The following is a 24,835-nucleotide window of genomic DNA, read 5'->3' on the forward strand; positions in this document are numbered from 1 at the left end:
TGCGCGCTGTCTTACGCCGTCGATACGCTCCGTCAATCGACTCGGCGCAACATTGTTACGCTCGAGTGACCAATTATGTTTCTGGTTGGTTGCACAGTGGAGGCGGAGTGCATCTTGCCTCCCCTGTTCCCCGGCGAAGGCCGGGGTCCAGTTGCAATGTCGTTCGAGAGGACTGACCACCCCAACCGGCTGCGCCGATACTGGGCCCCGGCCTTCGCCGGGGAACTGAGAGACGGAGCCTCCGCCTCCTAACGGAAGCGAACGTTCGCGGTCAGACCGCAGCCCTCGCCGCCTGGCGCCGCTTCCACTTGCGGGCGATCCACAGCCGCCACGCCAGCGCGGTGCCGAAATAGCCGATCAGCGCCAGCGCACCGGTGATGGTGACGAGCCCGGTGAGCGTCGCCGGCCCGGCCTGGTGGACCAGCCAGTCGCTCCAGCTCTGCTCGATCACCTGCGCCTTGGCCACCACTTCGCCCGGGCCGATCATCCAGCTGCCGAGCCAATAGGCCGCCACCCAGAGCGGCGGCGTGGTGAAGGGATTGGTGATGAAGGTGGTCGCCGCGGCGGCCGGGATATTGGCGCGCAAGGGCAGCGCGAGAATGGCCGAGGCGGGGATCTGGCCCATCGGGACCAGCACGCCGGTCACCACGCCCAGCGCCACGCCGCGGGGTACCGATCGGCGGGTGAAGCGCCAGAGCGACGAATGCATCACCCGGTTCGCCACCGGGCGCAGCCAGCGATTGGTCTCCACCGATTCGCGGCTGGGCGTCGCCTTGTCGAGCCAGCGACGGAAGCGCGACTTGTCGGCCGGGGACGCGGTATCAGTCACGGCCGCCGCGGAGCAGGCGTCCCTGCTCGCGCTTCCAATCCCGTTCCTTGATCGACTCGCGCTTGTCATGCGTCTTCTTGCCCTTTGCCAGCGCGAGCTCGACCTTCGCGCGGCCCCGTCCGTTGAAATAGATGGACAGCGGCACCAGGGTCATGCCCTCGCGCGCCACCGCGCCATGGAGCTTGTTTATCTCACGCTCATGAAGGAGCAATTTACGGGGACGCTTGGGCTCGTGGTTGAAGCGGTTGCCATGGCTGAACTCGGGGATGTTCGAGTTGACCAGCCAGACGCCGCTATCGCCCACCTCGGCATAGGCTTCGGTGATCGAGCCCTCGCCGAAGCGCAGCGACTTCACCTCGGTGCCGGTCAAAGCGATACCGGCCTCATAGACGTGCTCGATGAAATAATCGAAACGCGCGCGCCGGTTCTCAGCGACGGTCTTCACTTTCTCGGGAGAGGGACGTGGACGAGCCATAAGGGGCGCGATGTAGGCATGTAATCCGGCGAGCGCCAGCCCGGGTGGTTCGCAAGCGGAAAATCGGTTGGACGCGGGCGGTGCGGTAAATGCGACGAAGCGTTTGCATCTTGATCCAGATGCATGCGGGGTCCGGCAGATGGGCGTATAGACAATGCATTGGCGCCCCCCGGAACGAGCACGGTGCCGAATGACAGCAACGGGAGAGCTGCCGCTTGAAGCCGGAGCTTTCAAATGCCCCCGCAGAACGACCGCGAATATCTCGAACGCCGACAACGCCTGAGCGCGGAGAAGGCGCGCGCCGCCACCGATCCCGGCATCGCCCGGATCCACGACCAGTTCGCCCAGGCCTATGCCCGGCGCCTCCAGCAGGTGACCCAGCAGCCGGCGGAATAGCAGGATAGCGCGCGGGGTGGCGATGGACAGACCCCCTGCCCTGTTCCATAGCTGTTCCGATGTCCGTCGTACTCAATATCCAGCGTTCGATCACCGGCCAGCCTTGGCATTGGCGCGGGCTCGCCAGCGATTCACGCGGCGGGCTGGTGCCTGATGACCTGGTCACCCAGCTGCTCCTCGCCCGTGGCGTGGCGCGCGAGGAGCTCGACATGCACAAGGCGCCGAGCATCCGCGCCTTCATGCCCGACCCCTCGATCTTCCGTGACATGGACAAGGCCGCCGAGCGGCTCGCCGACGCCGTCGAGAAGCGCGAGCAGGTGGCGATCTTCGGCGATTACGACGTCGACGGCGCTACTTCCGCGGCACTCCTCATATTACTTCTGAGGGATCTGGGCCTCGAGGCCCGCCCCTATATCCCCGACCGGCTGATGGAAGGCTATGGCCCCTCGGGCGAGGCGCTGGTGCGGCTCAAGGGCGAAGGCGCGAGCCTGATCGTCACGGTCGATTGCGGCGCCCAGGCCTTCGAAGCGCTGGAGATGGCCCGCGACGCCGGCGCCGAGGTGATCGTGGTCGATCACCATAAATGCACCACCGAGCTGCCCGTGGCGCTCGCGCTGGTGAACCCCAACCGGCTCGACGAGGACGAGGGCGCCGCGCATGGCCATCTGGCAGCGGTCGGGGTGGCCTGGCTGCTTGGGGCGGCGCTGGTCCGCACGCTGCGCGCTCGCGGCTGGTTCGCCGGCCGGGCCGAGCCCAAGCTGCTCGACCTGCTCGACATCGTCGCGCTGGGCACCGTAGCGGACGTCGCGGCGCTGCGCGGGCTCAACCGCGCCTTTGTCGCCCAGGGCCTCAAGGTGATGGCGCAGCGCCGCAACATCGGGCTCAACGCGCTGATCGAGGCCTCCCGCCTAACCCGCGCACCGACCTGCACCGATCTCGGCTTCGCGCTCGGGCCGCGGATCAATGCCGGCGGACGGGTCGGCCGGTCGGACTTGGGCGTGCGGCTGCTCACCACCCGCGACCCTGAAGAGGCGCGGACCATCGCCGAGGAGCTCAACCTGCTCAACGAGGAGCGCCGCGCGATCGAGGCGGGCGTGCAGGCCGAGGCGGAGGAGATCAGCCTGCTCAAGGCCAACCACTCGGTGATCGTGGTGGCGAGCAAGGGCTGGCATCCGGGAGTGATCGGCATCGTCGCCGGGCGGCTGAAGGAGAAGCTCGGCCGGCCGGCGATCGTGATCGCGCTGGACGAGGACGGCGTGGGCAAGGGATCGGGCCGCTCGATCCCGGGCGTCGACCTGGGCGCCGCGGTGCTCGCGGCCAAGGATGCCGGGCTGCTCGCGGCCGGCGGCGGCCATGCCATGGCCTGTGGCGTGACGATCGAGGCGGACAAGCTCGATGCGTTCGTGGAATTCCTCGAGGAGCGGCTCGCCGAGCGGGTGACGCAGGCGATGGGCGAGCGCGCGCTGCTGCTCGACGCGGTGGTGGCGCCGGGCGGCGTCTGCCCCGACCTGGTCAATGCGATGGAAGTCGGCGGCCCCTATGGCATGGGCTGGCCCGCCCCGCGTGTCGTCGCCGGGCCGGTGACGGTGATCAAGGCCGATGTGGTCGGATCGGGCGGGCATGTCCGGCTGATCGTCTCGGGCCCGGACGGGCGCAGCCTCAAGGCCGTCGCCTTCCGCCAGGCCGATACCGAGCTGGGCGCGGCGCTGCTCTCCGCCCCGCGCCACCGCAAGCTGTGGCTCGCCGGACGCGCCAGGATCGACGACTGGGGCTCCCGCCCCGCCGCCGAATTGCATGTCGAGGACGCGGCCTGGGCGGATTAGGCGAATAATCGGGAAAAGGATCAATCAAGCCGCTTGACCGCGTGCCGATCCTTCCCTAACTGGCCGCCTCCACGCTTCGGCATGGCCCCTTCGTCTAGCGGTTAGGACGCGGCCCTTTCACGGCTGAAACACGGGTTCGATTCCCGTAGGGGTCACCATCGTCAAGCGGAAAATGGCGCGTTAGCGCCGTTTCGGACGATGTGACCAAATCCGTGCCCACATTTCGTCCCACACTTTTCAGCGGCTCTAGAGGTATGTTCTGGCATGTCCTGGACAGCCGACCGCAGTTCAATGTTCGCGAACGTCTTTGCTTGAACCGCTAATGACGGCTCTAGGCCCAAAAGCTGACAGGCGGCTTTGAGTGATGGTATCCGAAATGAGGTTCGTGCTCATTAAATAGCTGGTGAGGGCTTCGAAACTCTGCACGGCCCGACTTAAGGCCAGCGTTGCAAGTCCGGTGGCAAACTGACTCTCGAACGGACTCGGAAATTGCCCTTGTCTGACCTTCGATTCTTCCCCTCGCATGTGCTAGCCTTTGCATAGGAGGGGTCGTGCTTACTCAGATAAACAAGATCAAAGGCTTCGGGATCTTCGACAGCTATTCTGCGGCGGCGGATTTCCCCGCGTTTGGCCGCTTCAACGTCGTCTACGGCGAGAATGGCTCCGGTAAGACCACGCTTTCGCGTTTGCTGGCCTGTCTGCAAGCCGGAACACATCCGGATCACCCCGCTCTCGAGTTCAGCGTTGAAACGCAATCAGGGCAGCTGACGCATGGCCAAAAGTATCTGCGCAAGGTCAGGGTCTTCAACAGCGACTACGTCGATGCGAATATCGGCCGCTTCGACGGCCCACTCCGCCACATTCTCATTCTCGGTGAAGAAAACAAAGCAATCGCGGAGGAGCTGAAGAACGAGATCTTAAGCCGAGATGGTCGCGAAGCCACTATTCAAACCCAGACTGCGGCAGCGACGAAGCTCGAAGGAGACAAGGGAAAAGTCTTCTCGAAGATCGCCCAGACGATTGGCGAAGCCACCAGCGGCTCCATGCTCCGCACCTATCGCAAGCCTGACGCGGAATCCGCTTTTGCCAAGCTGACCAATGAGACAAAGTCTCTCAGCGACAATGAGCTTGAGATCCACCGCGCGACGGTGCGTCAGGAGGAAATGCCTGCTCTTGGTTCGCTTAATCAGCCCACCGTTCAGCAAGCCGGAAGAACCAGCCCAATCGGCGTCATCGACGCCGCCTCCGGCGCCGCCGAGCGGGCTAAGATTCTAACAAGCAAGACAGCGCAGTCAGCCGTCATCGAAAGGCTTGCGAGGAAGCCTTCGGTTGCGACCTGGGTCGAGGACGGAATCAAGCTCCATAAAGAACACGCGTCGGCAAGCTGTGAATTCTGCGACCAGCCATTGTCTTCTGCTCGCCTACAGGCGCTAGCGGACCATTTCAGCGTCGAAGACCAAAAGCTAAAAGAGGAGATCGAAGCCGAACGAGCTTCGCTTGCTGAGATCATTGAGGCGTTAGGTCGGGTCGAACTGCCGGACCGGCTTGCGCTCTATTCGGAGCTACGCGCGGACTATGACACGGCGATTGGAGAGGTCCGCAAGCAAACCGTCTGTCTGGCAGAAAAGTTGGAAGAAATTGACGGCGCGCTCGGGGTCAAGCTGACCCAGCGCACGACCCCGTATGAGCCAACGTTGGAGTCCAGCACAGAGCCGCTTAGCGCCGGTCTGCAACGCGTCGCAGACATCATGAAGCGTCACGACGAGAAGTCGAAAGCATTTGACGCAGAGAAGGCCGCCGCCCGTGACGCCGTCGAGGCCCACTACCTTCTGACAATCAAGGATCAGGTCGACGAACTTTCCGACAGCATCGTCGCGTTGAAAGCGGAAATCCAGTTGTTGGCCAACGGCGGAGAGACGCTGACTGACAAGCGAAGCCTCGCCGAACTGTCGCAGTCGATCATCGACAAGCAGGCGAAGGTTTCCAATGAACACGCAGGCGGAGCTGACCTTACCGACCACCTGACGCAGTTTCTCGGCCGCACTGACCTGCGATTCGAGTCTAGCGCCGATGGCTACCGCGTCCTCCGACGCGGTAAGCCCGCCAAGCGGCTGAGCGAAGGCGAGAAGACGGCCATCGCCTTTCTATACTTTCTCGTCCAGCTCAAGGATCAGGACTTCGATCTCGCCGAGGGCGTTGTCGTCATTGATGATCCGATCTCCAGCCTCGATGCGTCAGCGATCTATCAGGCGTTTTCGTTCCTCAAAAACAGCGTTCAAGGGGCCAAACAGGTCTTTATCCTAACCCACAACTTCGAGTTCCTGCGATTGCTGATCAATTGGGTTAGGAACGTACCAGGCCCCAAAGCGGATAAGACGTTTTCGATGGTACTCTGCACCGAAACGGAGAACGGGCAATCGGCCCGCCTCGCGCCGCTTGACAGGCTGCTGATCGAGCACGCGACCGAGTATCACTACCTCTTCAAGGTACTCTACACGTTCAAATCCGACGGCACGATCCTCGGATGCTATCATGTGCCGAACATTGCCCGAAAAGTCCTGGAGACCTTCCTCGATTTCCACGTTCCATCTAGCAAAAGCCTCTACATGAAGCTGGAGGAAACGGGCTTTGACCCTCACAAGAAAACGGCGATTTACAAGTTTGCCAACGACCTATCGCACCACACCGGCAAGAGTTTCGATCCAGCCCTGGTGGCCGAAGCGCAAAAGAACACCACCTACTTGCTCGAGATGATCGAGGCGGTCGCGCCGTTGCATTATGCCGGACTAAAAATGCTGTCCGAAGCATAGGCGTGATTAGCAAGATTTTGCCATGACCTATAGCCTCGCCTCGCTGTCTCCGGCTGATTTCGAAGATCTTGCTCGCGACCTCCTCGGCCGTGAACTCGCGTGCCGGTTCGAAGCATTCGGCCCGGGCCCCGATGGCGGAATTGATGGTCGGCACGCACGTTCCGGAGAGACGATCATCCTGCAGGCGAAGCACTACCGGATTTCCGGCTTTGCCGCACTCGCTCGGACCATGCGCCGGGAACGGCTTGCGATCGACCAGCTAGCGCCCCATCGCTATATACTTGTCACCTCGGTCTCGCTCACTCCAACCAACAAGACTGCGCTCCGCAGCATTATCGGTCCAGCGTGCCTGGCGAGTGACGACATCATCAGCTTTGAGGATCTGAACGGGCTTCTGAGGCGCCATGACGACGTTGCCAAGAGCCACGTAAAGCTCTGGCTTTCAGATACCGCAGTCCTCGAACGGATCTTGAACGCGGCATCCCACAATTTCACGAATATCACGCGTGCCGGAATCACCGCCAAACTCAACGTTTACGCCGAAAATCCGAGCTTCGCGTCCGGCCGTTCCGTTCTTGAGCGACATCGAGTGCTGATCGTTTCAGGTCCACCAGGCGTGGGGAAGACCACCCTCGCCGAGATGCTGGCCTATGCCTACATCGGCGAGGGCTGGGACCTCGTCGCGATCCGCGCCCTCGACGAGGGCTTTGCGCGTATCGATGATAGCCGCCGCCAACTTTTCTTCTTCGACGATTTCCTTGGGCGCATCGCACTGGACGAGCGGGCATTGTCAAACCAGGATACGGACTTCGCCCGCTTCATGCGGCGCGTCCGGCTAACACCAACCGCGCGGTTTATCCTGACCACACGCGCTTACATTTACGAACAGGCTAAGCTGGTTTCGGAATCGCTTGCCGACCAACATTTCGATGTCACGAGATATGTTCTGGACGTGGGTGTCTACACCCGACGAATCCGAGCGCGAATTCTTTATAATCACCTGATCGTCGCGGGCGTTCCCACGGAGCACATTCGGGCACTCTATGAAGAGCAAGCGATCCGCAAGATCGTTGACCACAAGCACTACAATCCGCGGATTATCGAGCGGATGACCGATGCCATTTACATTGGCGATTTAACCCCAGCGGAATATCCCCCTGCCCTCCTTAGCGCACTGCAAAACCCCGACCTAGTATGGGACAAGGCGTTTCGTCATCATATTGCACGGCGCTGCCAACACCTTCTATTCGCCCTGTATTTCGCATCCGAATATGGCGCCGAACTGGATGACGTCCGTGAAATCTTTGACGGCGTTCACCCGCTGCTCTGCGCCGCCTTCGGTCTCTCCTCTGACATCAAGGATTTCGAGGAGAGCGTGAAGAGCCTCGAGGGCAGCTTTATCGCAATCGCAAATGGCCAACTTTCCTTCGTCAACCCGTCAGTCCGAGATTATCTAAACCGCTATCTCAGCGAAAAAACTCTGCTGATCATCCTGGCTGCGGGCATGCCATCGGCGTCCTCCGCGATACGCCTCACTCGACAATTCGACCGCGTTGAGGACCTGACGAACGCGGACTGGCATGCCCTTCTTGCAGGTTTCGAGGGATTATGCCGGCGGCTGAACGGCATTTCGCGATGGCGAAAGCACCCGACCAAAACCAACATGCTGCGATCCTATGACACCGGCACATCGGACCGGCTGGAAATGCTCGTGCGCTGGTGGAGAACCGCGCCACTGCCCTTCTTTCTTGAGACTGCAATGGCCATCGCGACTGAGCCACGCGATGGCTTTTCGCCGTGGACCGATTCGAGAAAGCTCCCCGACCTACTCGTGGATCTACGCACCGCCACCGATGAGGAGCGCGCGCAGACCGAGCCACTCGCAGATCAGATTGAAACTGCGATACACGCAATGCTGGGTAGCGATTACGTCGATCCTGATGCCTTAGACGGGCTCATCGGAGCTATCGACGAGAATATAGCGATTCTTGGATCGATGTTTACCGACGATATTGCGACGGCGATCCCTCGCATGATCGAGAATATCGCCGACAATCTTGATCATCTGGACTCCGATTCCACGCTCAACGATTATGTGACCACCGTCGAAAGTCTCGCGGGGCGGGTCGGGTATGACAGTGCTGCCGTTGCGAGGGCTAAGCACGCGATCGAACGGAGGATTGCCGAAGTCGCCGAAGCGGCGACAGAGGATGAGGCGCTGACTGTTACAGGCGACATGCCTGCCCCGTTTGAAACCTTCGACAATGATGATCTCAACAACTTGTTCGCGCCGCTTGTGGCGAGCGATGGCAAACCTTTGAGCGCGCCACCCGCGGCGGATCTCTGGGACGATATTCCCTTTTAGATAACGTTGCCCTGCCGTCGCCTCAATCGTTGAAATTTCTAGAAAATTTCAGCGTGGCGACGGCAAGCTCATTCGCGTGACGGCGCACGTTTCCCTTATTCCACAACCACATGCGCCCCGACCGACGGCGGTGCTTTTATCTCGCCCTCCATCCGATCGTAGTCCCGGCCACATACGGCACCTCTCGAACGCGATCCAAAACTGCCACCCAACTTGCCGACCCAAACCCCATTGATGCTAAAGACGGCCGCTCAAAAAGGCGCTGATTGCGAAGGGAATCAGCCGTGGAAGAACAGCGCGCTTTCCTGGTCTGGTCACAGGACAGATTCGGCGACCAGCACCTGTTCGCGACCGACGATTTTGACCGGGCGTCCGCTGCCTATCACGCTATGAGAGAACGGTACGGAAACGCGCTGGCCAATGATGGGCTGGAAGCGGCGATGAGCCGGGCGGGAGCTGGTTGACGGAGTGCGCGTTCGTCGAAGCAATCGCCCCTACCCCGCCAAGCGCCTCTCGCATACTTCGCAAACCAGTTCCTGAAGCGCCGCGACGCGCTCGGCCAGCCAGCGCAATGCGTCGTCACTGATCTCATAGTGCGGCGAGTAGCGAGCGTTCACATAGGCCTGCCGCAATAGCTCGAAACAGCGACGGCTGAACTTGTCCGATCGCGGCCATGCGGCGATCAGTTCGGGCGCAATTTCCTCGGCGTGCGAGCGCAGGAAATTGAGCTTGTGCGATTTGGGGCTGTAGAGGGTCAGGACCAGCAACGCGCAATGGTAGAAGCGCTCTGCCGATTGGTGCAGCACGAAGGCCGCCTCATTTCGATCGCCAGCAGCTTGTGCTCCTTCCGCCATCCGCAAGAATGCACTGGCACTCGGAAACCACTTTTCGAAGTGCTTCCGAGCCTCCGCCTTCGCTTCCTCCGGCGGTAGATCGCGCGGCTGCGCGAAGGGAAACCCCTCGGCCTCGCAAAGCGCGATCCCCTGGCTGACGATGTCCTTGAAGAAGGGCCGCCCCTTCTCGAGTTGTGCGTTCACGTCGCTGAGCGAATGGACGATGAAATTGACCGGTGCGCTCAGCGCCTTGGTGATGCTCGCATCGCGCATCAGCCGATCTTCAGCGGCGGACCAATATTCGAACTCGGTCAGGCGCTCATCGTTGACGACGACGAGGATGTCGTAATCGGACTGATAGCCGCCGACCGGATCGTCGACCCAGTCGCCGCGGGCGAAGGAACCGTAGAGTACGATCTTGAAGATGCGCCCGGCCTTCTTCCATGTCTTGGTGCCGAGCGCATGGGCTGCTTCGAATTCCTCGCACAGCACCCGCGCGACATGGACAAGTTCACGTTGCCGGGATGCGGGGAGATGATCGAGAGACGTCGGTAACATCGTGGCCGAACCTGTGGCATGCGCGGACGCGAAGGCAAGACCTATCGCGTCCGCTTGACGTTCAGTCTTCCCCCGCCCCCGTCGAAGAGACCCGCGTGAGCCGCAAAATGGCCTCCGCCATCCGCTGCTCGACCTCGCCCACTCCGATCCCCAGCTTCTCGGCGATAACCGGATACGCCAGATCGTCCAGCCGGTGCAGCAGGAACACCTCGCGCGTTGCCGGGTCCATCCGCCTCAGTTCGCCCTCCATCCGGGCCAGAAGCTGATCCGCTCGGCGCGAGCGAAACAGCGCCAGGAACTTGCGCATCTTCCTTCTCCTCTTACCGCATCCGGCCCCGGAAAAGGGGGTGGGCGGCAAGAGCGCACCGGCAGCGCCGCCGATGAAGGCGGTCTGCACCCGAAGGGCCGCAGCGAAGCGGAGGACCCGGCGCAGCCGGGTTGCGGGCCGTCGCGGCGGGGCTAGAGGGAAGCGACGCCCACCCCCTTGGCCGTGGCCGCAAATGGCGCCATCGCGTGACAGCGCGATGTCCGCATGCTGGATCGCAGATCCGGCCAACGTCAGTGATCGTGACCCGAATGGGCCGAGACGCAAAGCGACTCGGCGGCGCAACGCGCCGTAGAGCACGGCCGCGCGGAAGCGCGGCGACGCCCTCCCTGATGGGGTCTCTACGCCGCAACCTGTTTCTCTAACCGCGGCTACGACGGCGCGTATTCATGCTTGTCGGCCGTGGAGAAACAGTTCGAGACCTCCGGCTTTCGCAGCTCGCGAGGCAACCATGTCAGAGACGATCGACCGCATCCTTCGACTGAACGCGGTCTTGGACCGAACCGGCCTCAGCCGTTCTACGCTCTACCGACGTATCAGCACCGGACGCTTTCCCAAGCAGATTGCAATCAGTGACCGCTGCGCCGGCTGGAGAGAATCCGAAGTCCGCGAATGGCTCAAGAACCCCATGACCTATCAGGTCGAATGACGAAGCGGGTCATATCACTTCGGCAACAAGCCCTATCGGTTATACAATTCTCCCCGAACCCGTCGGAGGTCATGCGGGTGGGTGTCGCCTTCGTTGTAATCGCACGGCGTTGATAATGGGCCCGGGCATCACCGCGCCTATATTCCGGATAGAACGGGTTGTTTGCGTCCCCGTTCTGTCCGGTTCTTGTGCTACTATCTGGCCAAAGCCTTCGCTACGAGAGCCTGAATCGATGCGTCAACTGGGCCATCGTCCCTAACGATCCCATCCGGCGTGCTGCGGAACAGCGCGGTGAGGACGATTTGGCGGTCAGCTTCCTCCGCCGCATGCTCCTTAGTGAGCGCGAGATAGGTTGTTGTCATCACGGCCCGTTCTTCCGCATCGTTGCGCAAGTGATGCTCGCTGAGATACAATTTTGTGAGCAATCTCCCGATCCAAAACACCATGGTCGTGAAGACTGCCAAACCGCCCGATAGAACTACATAGAGTGCAGTTGGAACATTGCCGTGGTTAGCATTTGCATCTGAGATGACGATAAAACCAGACAGCCCAAATGCAGCGATCATTCCGAGGAGCGCGATCGGGAAAAATACCTTAAGCCGACCGATGGCCTCGCTTTCCTTGGCGCCGTGATCTGTGGCCTTCGTACGCCAATATTCAACCGAGGCTTGGAGTTTCATGGCCTCCTTATATGCACTTTCCGTCGCGCGAATGTCGGCCACCGCCGCATCCGCTTCACCCTGCCACTTGGTAGTTGCGGACTTCCAGAAATGAGCGCGAAGCTGCAAAGCCCTTGCCGTGATGCCACGCGCTTTGGCAAGAAAGTCGACGGCCTGTTTGGCCTGCTCGATACGCTCATCTTCCAGCCGCTGTGTCGCCGTCTGTATAGCGTAGCGATAGTTCGAACGTTCCTTGTTCATCCGCTCGGCCAACTGCGTGGGATCGGCCATTCCAGGAAATGCGGTTAGCATGGCACCGCGCAGATGCTCGGGACAGTTCGCACGGTCCAAACCATACATGCGCCGCTCTAAACCATACGCGAAAGCAGCGGCACGGTCTCCCACATGCGCTCGTATATCGAGGATACGGATTCCAGTTGGCGAGGTGCTTGGGAACACAGTGCCGTTGGGCGAGAAGCGCGCCAACATGTCATTCGCGAAAACCACCGGTTCGTTCGCGCTTTTCCAATTGGCGACCTCGCCGAGCGCATCCTGAATCTGGTTATGTACATGGGACGCCACGCCAAATTGATCGGTAGCCTGATTGTTTGGCTCAAGCCACGCCCATTCCTGAGCTTCATGCTTCAGGAAGCTCTCAATTTGGCTCCAGCGGCGGAAGAGCAGTGATTTATCCTCTGCGATCTCCACTTCCGCCGAAAGTTCTTCCGCCATTTCACCCCCCTTTTTCCACACCGAGTTGATTACAGACAATCTAGCGTGAGAAACGGAAGAATAGAATTGGAGCGTACCTCCCACCTGATTTAATGGCAGCATGTTCGCCGATACGCTGCGTGACGCCAACAACAGCGATGAGAGCGCCGCCCGCATGCTCCACAATTTTGCTTATCGAAACGACGATCCGAATAACGCCCATACGGAGGAAGAGATATGACTCTTGTCGCTGGAGTCAGCGTCGGCGGCATGCCGGCGTTTATCGGAGATCTGCTGGTATCCTGGCGCGTGCCTGCCCCGGTGGACCTCCCAACCCGCCCCGTCTCCGACCTCGCCCCCGGTCTCGAAGATCATTTCGCTCGTGGGCTCGCGCAGAAGCTCGTTATCGTCCGGCCATGGTTTATGGTCGCTTGGGCGGGCAGCAGCGCCAATGCGCACCGGATCCTGCAGGAACTCGACCGGATGCTCCCCGAGAAGCAAGAGGATTTTACTGAGGGCGATGCGATATGGGAGTTGTTCGCCACTTCGGGGGAGGACGATGAGATGCTCGCGCTCGTCATCCACGACAATTCGGTGCACCCCATCTGTATCCGAACCAGGGGGTTCGAGCTCGACGGCAAGCGCATCTACCTACTGGGATCCGGCAAGGGCGAATTCTTCGAGTATCTCCAGAGCCATCCAGAAATTCTGCCCGGCCAGGAGCGCGCCGACGGAATGCTTGCGCGAGCGATTGCGCTACGTTTCGGCGCGCGTGCCATGGCGATTCAATGGATCGCTGGGGCGGGGCTCGAAAACTCTTGGGGCGGCGGATTCGAGGTCGCCTATCCTGACGAGAATTGGGGTTTCCGCAAATGCGATAGGCTGTTGTTCCGTGCGTGGCGGATCGAAGCCGATGGCCAATATTATAATTCAGGCCGATCCTTCTTCGCCCGGTACCACGGCCGCGATCTGTATTTGAGTTGCTTCAATCTCGAAGAGAAGACTTATCTTGTCCGCTCGCCAGTTGGCGAGCCGATCGCCCCACCGGCCTTCGAACGCTGCTCGCCCGCCTGGACGATCGACTTCTTCCTGCACGCGCCCACTGGGAGCTTTATCGAGGCCGCGCGCGCAGCAAGCGACACCAGCCCCGTTTCCGACTTTGTCGAACTGGTAGACGGGCAACTGTCGGGTTGGAACTTGGATCGAAGATATGTCGACGCCCTCGTCAAGGCCGCAATAGAGCAAGCGGGTCGAGGAAGCAGCTTTCAATTCCATCGGCCATAGGCCCGCCTATCGGCTGAGAATGGATCGAATGACCCTAAAGCCAATCATATCGCTTCCGTAACAAGATGCATCCGCTATGGCCGCGCTCCCCAAAACTATCAGGAGCCTGTGGGTGTCTTCGCGTCAGAACCAACCGAATGTCAGTATCGAACAAGGCATTCAAACAACGCGAAAGAAGCGAGGCGTCGAACCCAAGCCGATCATCGAATTTCCAGAGCCCAATTCCACCGAGTGGGACGACCCGGCCGATTTCAGCGAGGCACTTTCGCTTCACATGGATCGACACGGAGATACCATCTGGCATCTACATCGGGCGGTCGAACAACCGGGCGAGAGCTTCAATCGCACCACCATCCGGGAGTGGCGCGCCGGCCGGAAATTTCCCCGGTCCGCATTGAGCTACTTGATCCTGGGACGCATCGAACGCCGCTACCGCCTGCCCTCTGACTATTTTCGGTCCAAACTCCCGCATCCGGCGCGGGCACCCACCGGGCACGCGCAATCCGTCGGCATCGATCGGGCCGAGCGCCGGCGTCTCGCCTGGCACCTGCCCGATGACTTCGATCAGCGCCCTATGCGGGAGCGAGAGGAAATCCTCGAATGGGTCCGGCGCGTGATAATCTCGGGCTCTACCGAATACCGCCGGTTTCAAGCGCAAGCTGTGAAGCTGCGATACGCCATCCGCTTTCCCGAACTGACCGGCAGGCGCCCTGCCCCCGTGCTGACTACGGCGGATGAGGACGATGACATCGAGGATTGCCAGGATCGCGACGACGTGGAGTATGAACTCGCGGTTGGAACGGTCGACGCGCCTCCGGCCTTGGCGCGGGAAGTCGAGGCGCTCATCCGGTTCAAGACCGCGACCCTGACCACCATCGGCTATCAGCGGTCAGGCGTCTGGAATGACGAAACGGCACTGCAGAAGGTCGAGCATCTAGGCCTCCTGTTCGGAGCCCTTGCTGCATCTCCCCGCGGGGCGGTCGAGGGACGAGGCGTTCCGCTGACCTCTCTCGGCATGGGCATTCTCGTGTTTCCTGCCGTGTGGGACTGGTATGTCCAATGGCGCGAGCGGCGGCGTGGCTTCTACACATCGTGGGAGGTGAACATGCTTCAGCTCGGCCTGGCGCTCACACGGCGGGGTTCTGGCTGGCTGCGACAGCATCCGGAGGTCGGCAAGCGTTTGCGACCGATACGAGGGCTCGTCAGCCAAGCCGAATTGGACGAAGCGACAACCAACTGGGATGAAGCCTGTGATCGCTTCCAGACATTCGCGCTAGCGCGATCAAAGGAGATCGAGCGCGTAGCGCGGGTCCACCGCGATCCATTCGAGCCAATCCTGACCGTGCTCGAGGCTCGTAGCCCGGTTGCCGAGTACCGCCGCATCACGGAGGAAGTTCTTCGCCTCATGCCGGACAAGCGGCACTATCCCCGCGCCGCCGCCGAAACTGTCCGCGCATTCCTGATGCTGCGATTGGGCCTGCACCTTGGCCTCCGGCAAAAGAACCTGCGCCAGCTACTCGTGTGCCCGCGCAATCGCTTGCCGACGCCCGAACGACAGCTGGAAACGCGGAAAGTTGGAGAACTGAGATGGAGTGAGAGGGATGCCGGCTGGGAGGTTCTTATCCCCGCGGTCGCGTTCAAGAACAGCACCTCATCTTTCTTCGGCAATCGCCCTTTCCGGCTCGTCCTTCCCAACCTGGGCGGCCTGTATGAGCATATCGCGGCCTATATCAGCGAGCATCGCCCGACGCTGCTGCGCGGCGCGCCAGACCCTGGCACCTTCTTCGTGAAGACAGTGAAAACTACCAGCCAAAACGCTGCCTACGATCAGAACACCTTTTACGAAGCCTGGCGCCTGGTGATCCAGCGCTATGGGATCTTCAACCCGTACACCGGCAGAGGTGCCATTGCCGGGCTGCTGCCGCATGGCCCTCACAATATCCGCGATGTCCTCGCGACCCACATATTGAAGCAGACCGGTTCCTATGAGCAGGCCAGCTACGCGATCCAGGACACACCCGACATGGTCGCGAAGCACTACGGCCGGTTTTTGCCACAGGACAAAGCTGAACTGGCCGCAAAGATACTCAATCAGGTGTGGGAAGCGGCCTAGGGGTTGGACTGGCGGCAAAGACCCCCGGGCTAGACGGTTTCCCCTGCCCCAACAGCCGAGTCACTCGCTGGAGACGCGAAGTGCATCCAGCACTTCCGAGGTGATTGTGCCGGTCACCGGCAGGTCTCGCGCCGTCTGGAATTTGCGAATGGCGGCGCGCATGCCCGGCCCCACCACTCCGTCGATCGCACCTTGATAATAGCCTTGGGCGAGCAGCGCGATCTGGACTCGTTTTACGATCGACTTGAACCGCTCAGTTCGGCCGCTGAGCGCCTGCTGGCTATCGGCGCGCGGCGGGGTCGCCTCGCCGGGCTGGGCACTGCGCAACGGCACGTAGCGCGTCGGTGGCGTGGGAGCCGGCGTCGGTGCGGGCGTGGTATAGGTTGGAGCGCTATAGCCGCCACCATAACCTCCTCCCGTGCTCGAGCGATGGCTGGTGTGGCTTGTATGGCTGTAATGGCCACCGCTGCCGGAGCGGTGGCTGCTATGGCTGCGATGACTTGAATGGCTGCGATGCTGTGCGAGCGTGACCATATGGCCCTGCTTGAAGATGTCGAACAAGGTCGCGCGGTCGGGGTCGCCATTGCCCCCCGTGTTCAACTGAACGGTGACGGCGGAGGCCTGATCATGCACGCCGAAACCGGCGGCGAACAAGCTGGGGATCAGGAAGCGCGTGCGCCTCATAGAGGATGAACTCCCTCAGTCGCGGCATCCGGATGCCATTCGAAAAAGCCGGTGCAGGCCTCGCGTTCGCGGCAGTCGTCGCAGGCCCCGACATATTTGCGCTTCCAGTCGGAGATCGAGGCGGCGGCGAGATAGCGGTACGGCGCAGGGACTGTGCAGCGCGGGAAGTTGAACAGGCGCGCTGGCACGCCGTGCAGTTTTGCATGGTCGAGGGCTGAGGCTATGGGCCCGAAATCCCCGGCGTGATCGATATAGAGTTCCGGCCAGCGGTTGCGGGCAAAACCGACATGCTCGAGTTGCATGATCGACCAGGCATGGACGAAGCGCAGCCGCGTCGCGACGTAGCGAGCGAGTTCCGGCAACACCTCAAAATTGTCACGGACCATCACGGTGCGCAATTCGACACGGGCACCGCTGAGGAGCAAATGCGCCATGCTCTCCTCCAACCGGGCGAAGGCACCTTGCTTGCCGACGATATGGTCGTGAAGCGCCGCATCCTGCGCATAAAGTGGAATGCCCCAGAGGACACTGCGGAAGAGTGGGTTGCGCAGCCGGGCGACATCCTCGCTTTGGAAATGCTGGGCGTTGGTCAGGACATGGAAAGCGAGATCGGACCGTGCGGTGAGCACGCGCTCGATCATGCCAAGCAATTCCGCCTTGTAGAGCGTCGGCTCGCCGCCGGAAATTCCGATGACACTGTCAGGCTCGGCGAGCAGGCAGGCCTGCTCGAACAGGGCAAAGCGATCGACATGGGTTTTCTTGGGCGGCTGCGAGCACATCACGCAGAGCTGGTCACAGCGTTCGGTGACGAGCAGCGTGTTGTGTGGGGAGCCTGCCCGCAGCAGCCGCTCGATGCGACCGCCATCAGGCTGGACGAGGACCACATCGCCGTCGAGCGCTTGTGCCGACAGACCGTCGATCGCCAGCAAGCCGTGCACGCCGGCGAACGTAACGCCAGCATCGTCTTCGTCCCACAGGATCGCGTCATCCGGGCCGTCCGCCATATCGCGGCGGGCGCGCAGCCGGGCGATGAAGGGATGCGGGGCTTCGGCGAGCGCGGGAAGCGTGAGCTCGATCATGAATGCGCGATCCCAAGCGCCGGCGGCGTACCATCGAGCCGCAGCCAACGGCTTAGCGAATAGCGAACTGCCGGATCGTCCTCGTAGATCAGCCTGAACAGCAGATCGAACATGTGCAGATGCCGCCGACAGAATTCGGTATCGAGCCGCGGCACATCGATGCGACCGTAGCGGGCCAGATCGTCGACGAGATCGCGCCCGCAATAGGGTTGATAGGCGCAGCGCTGGCAGGCGGGATCATCGAAGTTCGACGCATGTGCATTGAGCAGATCGCGTCGCTCGCCCGCCCAGCCGGAAAAGACATCGCCGATCGCCAGGTCGATCACTCCAGAGCGCGACAGCATCCGCGCCTCGTCAGTCGGATAGACCAGCCCATCATAGTCGATCACCACATAGTCCTGCCCCAGTGGGTTGGGGTTGCGCAGGTCGACATGGCGGTCAGCGCCGGGTTGGAAAATCCGGCGCAGGCAGATGCTGGTATAGGTTTCTTCGAGCACGCGGCTGCGATCGACCCAGTTGCGCGCAATCAGGGCACGAACGAACGCTTCGTGATAGGTACGCCAGCTCTCCGACTGCTCACGCGAGTCCTGGTGGCGCTTTCGCGCAAAGCCTTGGTAGTTGATCGGGCGCAGGAAGATGCTGTCGAGCCCGAGGTTCGCATAGCTGTCTATTAGCGTGTCGATTGGCGGCAGAGCCAGCGGATCGACCGTTGGCAGCGCCGAGATCTTTTCGGCGCCATAGCGCGCGATGACGAACTCGAGATTGGTAAGAAACAGATCGGTCGCCGCCGCGGTGGCGGTGCGTTGGCGCTGATGGGTGAGCAAGTCTCCATCGAGCGACGTACTGATATAGAGCTCGGCGCTATCGAAAAGCGCGAGGATTTCGTCGTTGAGTGTCTGGAGGTTGGTGCAGATAACGAATTGGCGTTCGTCGAAGCGCTGACAGCGTTCGATCACCGCTCGCAGCAGATCGGGGCGGAGCGTCGGCTCGCCGCCCTGAAACTCGATCTTGATCCGATCACTCGGCAGGCTGTCGAGCAGTGTCAACACCGCATCCATGGTGGCGTCGTTCCAGTCGAAACCTGGCTGGCGGATGCCCGCGCGTGATACCTGGCAATAGCTGCAGCTGAGATTGCACCGCAGCGTCGGCACCAGAATGAGATAGTCGAGGGGCCCGGCATGGGCGGCGCGTTCAGCCAATCCGTAGAGATAAGCGGCCTGCCCTAGAGAATCTCCATCGTTGAGGAGATGTCCCTCGCCAGTGAGAAACGCAGCATCGGCAGCGGATAGTTTTTCACCAACGAGCCGTTCCAGGAATGGCGGTGTTGTGCGGAAGAACTGCCCTGTGTCCTGGACGCAGAGCACCTGCCCTTCGCCCAGGTGTCGCGTGCGAAGCGGTATGAAGCTCATGTTGCCAATGTCGAAAAGGCAGCCGCGCGCTGAGTTTTGCCGCGGGCGAGCAGCAGCTCATTGGCAAGTGCCGCCGCCCAGATCGCCGCAAGACCAGCGCTGGTATGATCGTCTGAGCGAAGCTCGACCAAGTCGTCTTTTAGCGTCACTTCCACGTGCGGATAGAAGCCCGGAAGCCAAAGCGCGGCCGAACGCGCCGCATCACGCGATGCGTCATCGATCCTCAGCTGTGCCGAAGCCCCCATGCTTTCCTCCCCGAACAAGAGGTTAGCCATAAGAGCCGAGAGCAACAAGCTCTTGTACTCGGCAGAGGACCACAACATCCATTTTGGATGTAAAGTCTCGATGGACTTGAATGTTGAACCGCCGAAATCGCTGCCATAGTCTCGTTTCTTGGGGGATAGCATGGCCGATGCAAAATCAAACACTGCTTCTAATGGGTGCATTGCTGTCGTCGCAGTGTTCGGTTTGCTGCTCGCAATCGGTATGTGCTCATCGTCCAAGAACAAGACTGCGCAGTCCTTCGCCTCCCCGTCACTTAGCAACCAGATCGAGACAATGGCGCTGCCGACCCCTGCCCCGGTCGCGCCACTCGACGCAACGAGCGTGCGTAAGGGCCGCCAGCACTTGAGCGCGGTCATGCAGGCGGAAGGGCTTTCAGGAGCGATGATCTACAGCCAGAATTGCTATGACGCGCTGAGCCGCGCGTTTAGCTGGGCGAAACTGGACGTCTGTGGTGGCTTTGACATGCTCGCCGTGAAAGCCGCCGACAATGCTGAGACCGAAGGCCTAAGCGCGGAGGTCGAATACTTCGCGTCAGAGGCAGCTGCTGGTCGCTATCTGGCGGTCGCGACCAAGGCCGGGGAAGCAGCAGAGGACGCCGACAAGCGGCTCGAAGCACTGCAGCGACGCACGGACGCGCTGGCTCCTAAGGCGAAGTCGGCGCCCTCACCTGTCCCAGAAGACGGGTCTGATAGTGTCCCGAACATCCCGACCGAGAATGCTGATGAGACCGTAAAAGTCTGATTCGAAGAGAGCAGGCAGCTTTGCGCCCCATTACCGTCATTCCAATCGGCGACTAGCTATCCCGAAAGCCGTCGTTCGTTCATGTGGCAAAGGGACATCCCCTAACGCCCCGAGTGTAGAGGTTCATCGGGTGCCAAGCCGCCATCACCCCCTTGCGTACCGCGAGAGGAACTCCTCGGTTGGGGGCAACTCCGAGCAATCCCTCCAGCTGCTCCGCGCTCGGCTTCTCCCGATCAAAATGCATGGAGCGAACAAAGCATTCCGTTTCCAGCGTGTAGATGCCCGTGTGCAAGACCCGACCGCCGAATCCACGGTAGGCGTCTTTGCCGCCGAAAACACCCTTCTCGCCAGCGACCACCCAGATGGCTGCCAATCCCTCACGATCGAGCATGGCTAGGAAAGCATCCCGATCGACCAGCGCCGCTTGGTATCCCGGCTCGATCACAGACGGATCGAAAAAGCGGATTTCGCCACCCGCATCCACGAAGGTTGGCTTTTGACCATCCTGCAAGCGCAGGCCCATCGCTTTGGCGAGCCAGGGCGCAGGCAACTCGATCCTGACCGTCTCATCGACAGAATAGTCGTAACCACCCCGTTCGGACAGGTAATGTGAAGTGGTCGGGCGGACCGAGACTGACAAGCCGTTCCAACCATCACCCTCTACCCAGTCATCCTGATCCTGCAGCATCGGATGCCACGGATATTCGCCGAGGAAATACGAACTATCGAGATGGAATTCAGGCAGCGCGTGCGGATTGACGAGGGTTTGGCTACCAAGGTCCTCTTTTGCCTTGGCCACATCGCCTTTGGCGACGACGACGCAGGTGACGCGATACCAGGTCTCGCGCTGCATGGATTTGTTATCGCTGTCGAGACCGGATTGCCGCCACGAAGCAAAGCTATGCAAGGGCAACCAGCGGCGTTTGGTCTTCGGGTCGGTCAGGTCGATAAGCGAAGCATCATTAAGTAGGTCACTGTCACTATCCAGCCAGGCAAGGCGCTCTAGCGGCTCAACTTGTCGTAGCCGGGGCTGGACCGGAACCCACCAGGTCCGATCCCATTGCTTCCAACCGTCATAATGGGTTTTCGTGAGCAACAGCGACGGGTCCATATCTCGCAGACCCACATCGCGCGCGCCTTCATAGGCACGGCGCTCATCCCCATAGCCCTGACCCATAAATAGCAGATTGTCCGCCATCCGCGCGACCAACTCGCGCAGGGCCAGCCACTGATATTTCTTCCCGATCCGCTCAACGCGATGCTCGTGGCGATCGCCGCTGTAACCGCGCTCCAACTTTGCAAACCGCTCCTGGGTCCAGCCGAGTTCATGCGCGCGCATGCAAATCCAGCGCCGCCCCCAGCCTCGATTGAAGCGGGCAGAATAATCGTGTGGCTGTTCCGAATATAGGGAATGCCGAACGAACGTCTGCGCCGTTACCCGGTATTCTTCCCATTCCTGGGGCGGTAACGTCGCTTGGAATGTCATTTCGGCAGCCTTGAGCGCGGTACGCTCGGGCGTTTCTTTATAGCTAAGGTCGCCGTCGCAGGCTTTGGCTGCCTCCGCTACGGCCTCAAATGCGGTAAGCTGCTCCTCGCTGGCCTGAGCAATAAACTGTTCGAGCCAGTCGCGCGCCAAGCTATGGGCGCTTGGGCAATCTTCTGCGTCGATGGGCGCCGGCGCCCATTTGTCGATCGTGTGGTCAATCACATAGCGCGCGAAATCGCCGTCATTGACCACCGAGCTGACGATGGAGTCGCCATAGTAAGCGCCGTTGTAATTCTGCTTGTAGCTTTCGATCGTTGCCTTCGACACGTATTCGATTGGCCACGGACTCTTATAAGGCGGGCGCACCCTCATTAGATCAATGGTGGACGGCAGTTGCTCACGGAATTCCGTATAGGCGATGATGCCGCGCGCATGGTCGCGAAGTAGCTCATTGAGTGGTGGCTCGCCGGCCGCAAATATCAACGCATTGGTCGTGGCGGCGAGTTCGGACAGGCCATCGGCTGTCTTACCCTGCAATGCCGCACCGTAGGCGGCGGCAAATAACCGCTCCCTGAGATAGAGGTCATTCGCCTCGGCGAACAAGCGGAGCGTGGACGCAGCAAGAGTCAGGCGCGTGGCAAAGAGCGACGCCAGCGCTTTGGTCGCCTTATCCCGAACGGCGCGGTGCGAAGTGGTCAGAAACCAGGAAAGGGTGATCGCAGCTAGCTTGGCACGATCATCGTCAATCGCGCCCATACCGTTCTGCATGGCCCAGCTGATCACGACCTCAACCGGATCATCTTCGCTGCCGCGATCATTCAGAAACACCGACCAGTTGGCATCCCGCTCGGGCATGGAGCGCGCGGAAAGGCGTTCATGCATATAAAGCGCGTTGAATTTGTTGTCGGGCTCGGTGGCGACCGAAATGAGCAGGTCGCGAATGCCATCGTCGTTCTCGAAATGCCGAAGGCATTCAAAGGTTCGGTCGGTAAAAAATCGCTGCTCGCGCCATAGCAGGCTGTCGAGAAATGCCTGCCGGATCGCCCAGTTAATCTCCGGCCGAAGATCTACGATCTCCACGCCGCAGCGTTCGGGCAACTGGATCGCAATCGCTTCGATGATGCCGGCGACACGGTAATATTCTTCACCGAAAACCAACCCGCCCAGCACGGTGCCGTCAGCAAATGAACCCTTCACATCCCCGGAATTCAAATGCTCCCGCAGCAGGCGCGCCGCGATGGCGTGATCGCTATACCGCTCGAAAGTGAACCGGACCATCGGCACGATCTTGTCATCATCGTCACGGATGAGTTCGATCGCTAGAACGCCCTCGCTCTCAAATTGAGAAAGCAGGCTCTTATCGAGAGAACCACCCGAGGGCAGAATCGCTTCGAATGCGGCGATCACCTCGGTTTTGGGAGCATAACCTTCGCCACGGTTGACCAGAATATCGGTGAAGCTGGTCAGCGCAGTCGCGACCAGATCGAGATGCGGGTCGAGCTTCATGCGCCGGGTGACGGCACGAGCAACCGCTTCGTTGTAGAAGCCAAAAATGGCGCTTACGCCGCGCAAACCGCGGGGAAGCTCATTCCGGCCTTCCTTCTCGAGGAAGTCGCAGCAGGTTTTCAGGAAAAGCGGATTCTGAAACTCTGGCACCAGATTGGGTGCGCCGGGGCGGACGATGCTGCGCTTGGCCAGATAGACATTGGCGGCTTCGCCGCCTCGGCCGGCGAAGCCTTGGTGAGTTATCCGCGCCAGACGGTCGTCATTGAGGGATTCCGGCACGACATGCTGCACATAGGTCGATCGGCAGGACAGCACGATGCCCACATGCGGGAAAGGTTCGGCCATTTTGAGGAACGCGGCCAGCCGATCCGGCCAAATATCCGTACCGTGGCGTTCATTGATGGCGTCAATGCAGATGATGGCGCGGACGCCGGCCGCTTGCCCGGCAGCATCCAAACTTCCGAGGAAGTGCTTGGCTTGTAGGTCCGGCGCCATATCCAGCTGCGCCATGACTTGCTTCCAGGGCTCCCCTTCAACCAGCGCGCTACCCAGCACCAGCAATGCCGGCCGATTGGCGTGGATCTGATGTTCCACCACGTCCGCGAGTAGATGCGACTTGCCCGTTCCAGCCTTCCCCTGCAGCAATACGGCATGGGCATTCGCCAGCCGCCAATCGTCGGATTCTAACTCTGCCTCAATGTCCCGGACGACATCAATGAGGCGGTAAAGCTCTTCTCGCGCCCAATCTTCTCTGGTGACGCCATGCTCTGCTTGGCTGGCGGGGAGAGTGAAGACCCAGTTTAGCGCATCGTAGCAGGCCGAAGAGCATGCTTGCGCCGCCACCTGCCAAGCCGCGAGCGGAAACTGGCTCTCGGGACCAATGGGCTCGATATCCAGCGCTTGGATGAACGACGATAGGGCTTCGCCCAGCGCGGTGATCTCTTGAGGCTCGTCATTCTCGCCAAGCGCGCGCGCGATAGCTTTGAGGGCCCCACTGCCACGATCGCCTAGGGCTAGCGACCATTCTAGCACCGTTCCATCCAGCGACGGGTCACGGGCAAATGCCAGGAAAGTCTTGCGGATCGGCAATTCGACATTGGTGTCGGGTGTATAGCGCGAGCCCAGGGCCTCGCGGGCTTTTCCAAATTGCTCTGCGAACCACTCCGAAGTGAGCGCGGTAGCCCCAAACCAATAAAGCAAGCGCCCACTATAAGCGGGGCTATCGATGATGAGACGGCCGCCCAGCGCGCCGCTATCCCAAAGGGAAATCGTCAATGCCCGCTGTTGGTCCGCCGCTTTTTGCTCCCAGCCGGCTTTCCACGCTTCCCATTTCTGGCGCGCGCTCTTTTTCCGGGTTGGACTTTTTCCCTGATTTGGCCGCCCATCCGGGAGATCAAATGGGATGCAGACAGTCAGCTCGGTCAAACGAGGATGCTTCGCGAGCGCGGCCTTCATCGATTTATCGAGCTGGGCTTCGAGGCTGGCATCCCAGTCGAATACATATTTGGCCTGCCATCCGCGCTCGTCGCCGTTGGCCAGCCTGACGAAGCACTCCACGCCACCATCACCGCCACGCCCTTTTCGCACGAAGGCAGAGCCTGCTGGCCGCTCTTCGAGAGACGCGAGTTGGGTAATCAGTTCCTCGAAGCCGGTATGGCGACTGCCATCGTGCGGGCGGATTTGGGAGAAATTGATATCTGGAAGGGCCACGGCGCGGATCATTGCTGTTGGGAAACGACCAGCTTAATCGTTTTCTGTTTGTTCCGCCAGCCCTAGCTGGATTACTGTACTATCCCATCCAGCCATCCGGTCATG

The 24,835-nt window shown here is 60.7% G+C and carries 19 protein-coding genes and 1 tRNA gene; 10 read left to right on the forward strand and 10 right to left on the reverse strand.

Going from position 1 to position 24,835, the window contains the following annotated elements:
- Window positions 1-271 precede the first annotated feature (271 nt).
- Both ACEN8G_RS10425 and smpB read right to left on the reverse strand, forming a co-directional pair.
- A complete protein-coding gene (locus ACEN8G_RS10425; RefSeq protein WP_413414031.1) occupies window positions 272-829 on the reverse strand; it encodes a DUF2062 domain-containing protein in 558 nt (185 codons plus the stop codon).
- Window positions 822-1,304 (reverse strand): SsrA-binding protein SmpB, encoded by a 483-nt coding sequence (gene smpB, locus ACEN8G_RS10430; RefSeq protein WP_413414032.1) that lies wholly within the window; start codon window positions 1,302-1,304, stop codon window positions 822-824. Before smpB ends, ACEN8G_RS10425 begins: the two co-directional genes overlap by 8 nt.
- Before the next feature lie 234 nt (window positions 1,305-1,538).
- Between smpB and ACEN8G_RS10435 the strand changes: the two genes are divergently transcribed.
- From ACEN8G_RS10435 to ACEN8G_RS10460, 6 genes are all read left to right on the forward strand, one after another.
- Entirely contained in the window at window positions 1,539-1,700 is a 162-nt protein-coding gene (locus tag ACEN8G_RS10435) for a hypothetical protein (protein WP_413414033.1), read from the forward strand.
- Window positions 1,701-1,759: 59 nt separating this feature from the next.
- Window positions 1,760-3,523, forward strand: coding sequence for a single-stranded-DNA-specific exonuclease RecJ (gene recJ / locus ACEN8G_RS10440; protein WP_413414034.1), 1,764 nt, complete (start codon window positions 1,760-1,762; stop codon window positions 3,521-3,523).
- A gap of 83 nt (window positions 3,524-3,606) precedes the next feature.
- Window positions 3,607-3,681, forward strand: a tRNA-Glu gene (locus ACEN8G_RS10445).
- Between the two features lie 393 nt (window positions 3,682-4,074).
- Complete coding sequence (locus ACEN8G_RS10450) at window positions 4,075-6,333, forward strand: AAA family ATPase (protein ID WP_413414035.1); 2,259 nt, start codon at window positions 4,075-4,077, stop codon at window positions 6,331-6,333.
- Between the two features lie 22 nt (window positions 6,334-6,355).
- Window positions 6,356-8,698: a restriction endonuclease gene (locus ACEN8G_RS10455; protein WP_413414036.1), complete on the forward strand. Its 2,343-nt coding sequence runs from the start codon at window positions 6,356-6,358 to the stop codon at window positions 8,696-8,698.
- 284 nt (window positions 8,699-8,982) lie between these two features.
- The gene (locus tag ACEN8G_RS10460; protein ID WP_413414037.1) at window positions 8,983-9,162 is read left to right on the forward strand and encodes a hypothetical protein; all 180 of its coding nucleotides are present in this window, start codon (window positions 8,983-8,985) and stop codon (window positions 9,160-9,162) included.
- A 30-nt stretch (window positions 9,163-9,192) separates the two neighbouring features.
- On the opposite strand, the gene ACEN8G_RS10465 is transcribed toward ACEN8G_RS10460, so the two are convergent.
- Both ACEN8G_RS10465 and ACEN8G_RS10470 read right to left on the reverse strand, forming a co-directional pair.
- Window positions 9,193-10,089: a HEPN domain-containing protein gene (locus ACEN8G_RS10465; RefSeq protein ID WP_413414038.1), complete on the reverse strand. Its 897-nt coding sequence runs from the start codon at window positions 10,087-10,089 to the stop codon at window positions 9,193-9,195.
- A 61-nt stretch (window positions 10,090-10,150) separates the two neighbouring features.
- A complete protein-coding gene (locus tag ACEN8G_RS10470; protein ID WP_413414040.1) occupies window positions 10,151-10,396 on the reverse strand; it encodes an RNA polymerase sigma factor in 246 nt (81 codons plus the stop codon).
- A 469-nt stretch (window positions 10,397-10,865) separates the two neighbouring features.
- Between ACEN8G_RS10470 and ACEN8G_RS10475 the strand changes: the two genes are divergently transcribed.
- The gene (locus tag ACEN8G_RS10475; protein ID WP_413414042.1) at window positions 10,866-11,063 is read left to right on the forward strand and encodes a helix-turn-helix transcriptional regulator; all 198 of its coding nucleotides are present in this window, start codon (window positions 10,866-10,868) and stop codon (window positions 11,061-11,063) included.
- A gap of 194 nt (window positions 11,064-11,257) precedes the next feature.
- Here the strand turns inward: ACEN8G_RS10475 and ACEN8G_RS10480 are convergent, their stop codons facing one another.
- Complete coding sequence (locus ACEN8G_RS10480; protein WP_413414043.1) at window positions 11,258-12,454, reverse strand: DUF6161 domain-containing protein; 1,197 nt, start codon at window positions 12,452-12,454, stop codon at window positions 11,258-11,260.
- A 216-nt stretch (window positions 12,455-12,670) separates the two neighbouring features.
- Here ACEN8G_RS10480 and ACEN8G_RS10485 point away from each other — a divergent pair, with 216 nt between their 5' ends.
- Together ACEN8G_RS10485 and ACEN8G_RS10490 are read left to right on the forward strand one after the other, a co-directional pair.
- Window positions 12,671-13,717 carry a hypothetical protein gene (locus ACEN8G_RS10485; protein ID WP_413740777.1) on the forward strand — a complete coding sequence of 349 codons (1,047 nt, stop codon included), beginning with the start codon at window positions 12,671-12,673 and terminating at the stop codon, window positions 13,715-13,717.
- A gap of 112 nt (window positions 13,718-13,829) precedes the next feature.
- Window positions 13,830-15,830, forward strand: a complete 2,001-nt coding sequence (locus tag ACEN8G_RS10490; RefSeq protein WP_413415571.1) for a hypothetical protein — start codon at window positions 13,830-13,832, stop codon at window positions 15,828-15,830.
- Between the two features lie 60 nt (window positions 15,831-15,890).
- Here the strand turns inward: ACEN8G_RS10490 and ACEN8G_RS10495 are convergent, their stop codons facing one another.
- From ACEN8G_RS10495 to ACEN8G_RS10510, 4 genes are read right to left on the reverse strand one after another with little or no spacing between them, the layout of a single operon-like run.
- Window positions 15,891-16,514, reverse strand: coding sequence for a peptidoglycan-binding protein (locus tag ACEN8G_RS10495; RefSeq protein WP_413415569.1), 624 nt, complete (start codon window positions 16,512-16,514; stop codon window positions 15,891-15,893).
- Complete coding sequence (gene hxsC, locus ACEN8G_RS10500; protein ID WP_413415568.1) at window positions 16,511-17,593, reverse strand: His-Xaa-Ser system radical SAM maturase HxsC; 1,083 nt, start codon at window positions 17,591-17,593, stop codon at window positions 16,511-16,513. The genes ACEN8G_RS10495 and hxsC overlap by 4 nt, the downstream gene beginning before the upstream one ends.
- Window positions 17,590-19,002, reverse strand: a complete 1,413-nt coding sequence (gene hxsB, locus ACEN8G_RS10505) for a His-Xaa-Ser system radical SAM maturase HxsB (protein WP_413415567.1) — start codon at window positions 19,000-19,002, stop codon at window positions 17,590-17,592. Before hxsB ends, hxsC begins: the two co-directional genes overlap by 4 nt.
- Entirely contained in the window at window positions 18,999-19,643 is a 645-nt protein-coding gene (locus tag ACEN8G_RS10510; RefSeq protein WP_413415566.1) for a hypothetical protein, read from the reverse strand. The genes hxsB and ACEN8G_RS10510 overlap by 4 nt, the downstream gene beginning before the upstream one ends.
- Here ACEN8G_RS10510 and ACEN8G_RS10515 point away from each other — a divergent pair.
- Window positions 19,630-20,028, forward strand: coding sequence for a hypothetical protein (locus tag ACEN8G_RS10515; RefSeq protein ID WP_413415565.1), 399 nt, complete (start codon window positions 19,630-19,632; stop codon window positions 20,026-20,028). The genes ACEN8G_RS10510 and ACEN8G_RS10515 overlap by 14 nt on opposite strands.
- Window positions 20,029-20,107: 79 nt before the next feature.
- Here ACEN8G_RS10515 and ACEN8G_RS10520 read toward each other — a convergent pair whose 3' ends face one another.
- Complete coding sequence (locus tag ACEN8G_RS10520; RefSeq protein WP_413740778.1) at window positions 20,108-24,742, reverse strand: hypothetical protein; 4,635 nt, start codon at window positions 24,740-24,742, stop codon at window positions 20,108-20,110.
- Between the last annotated feature and the right edge of the window lie 93 nt (window positions 24,743-24,835).

It is taken from the genome of Sphingomonas sp. Sphisp66 (genome assembly GCF_047324325.1).
Classification (GTDB): domain Bacteria; phylum Pseudomonadota; class Alphaproteobacteria; order Sphingomonadales; family Sphingomonadaceae; genus Sphingomonas.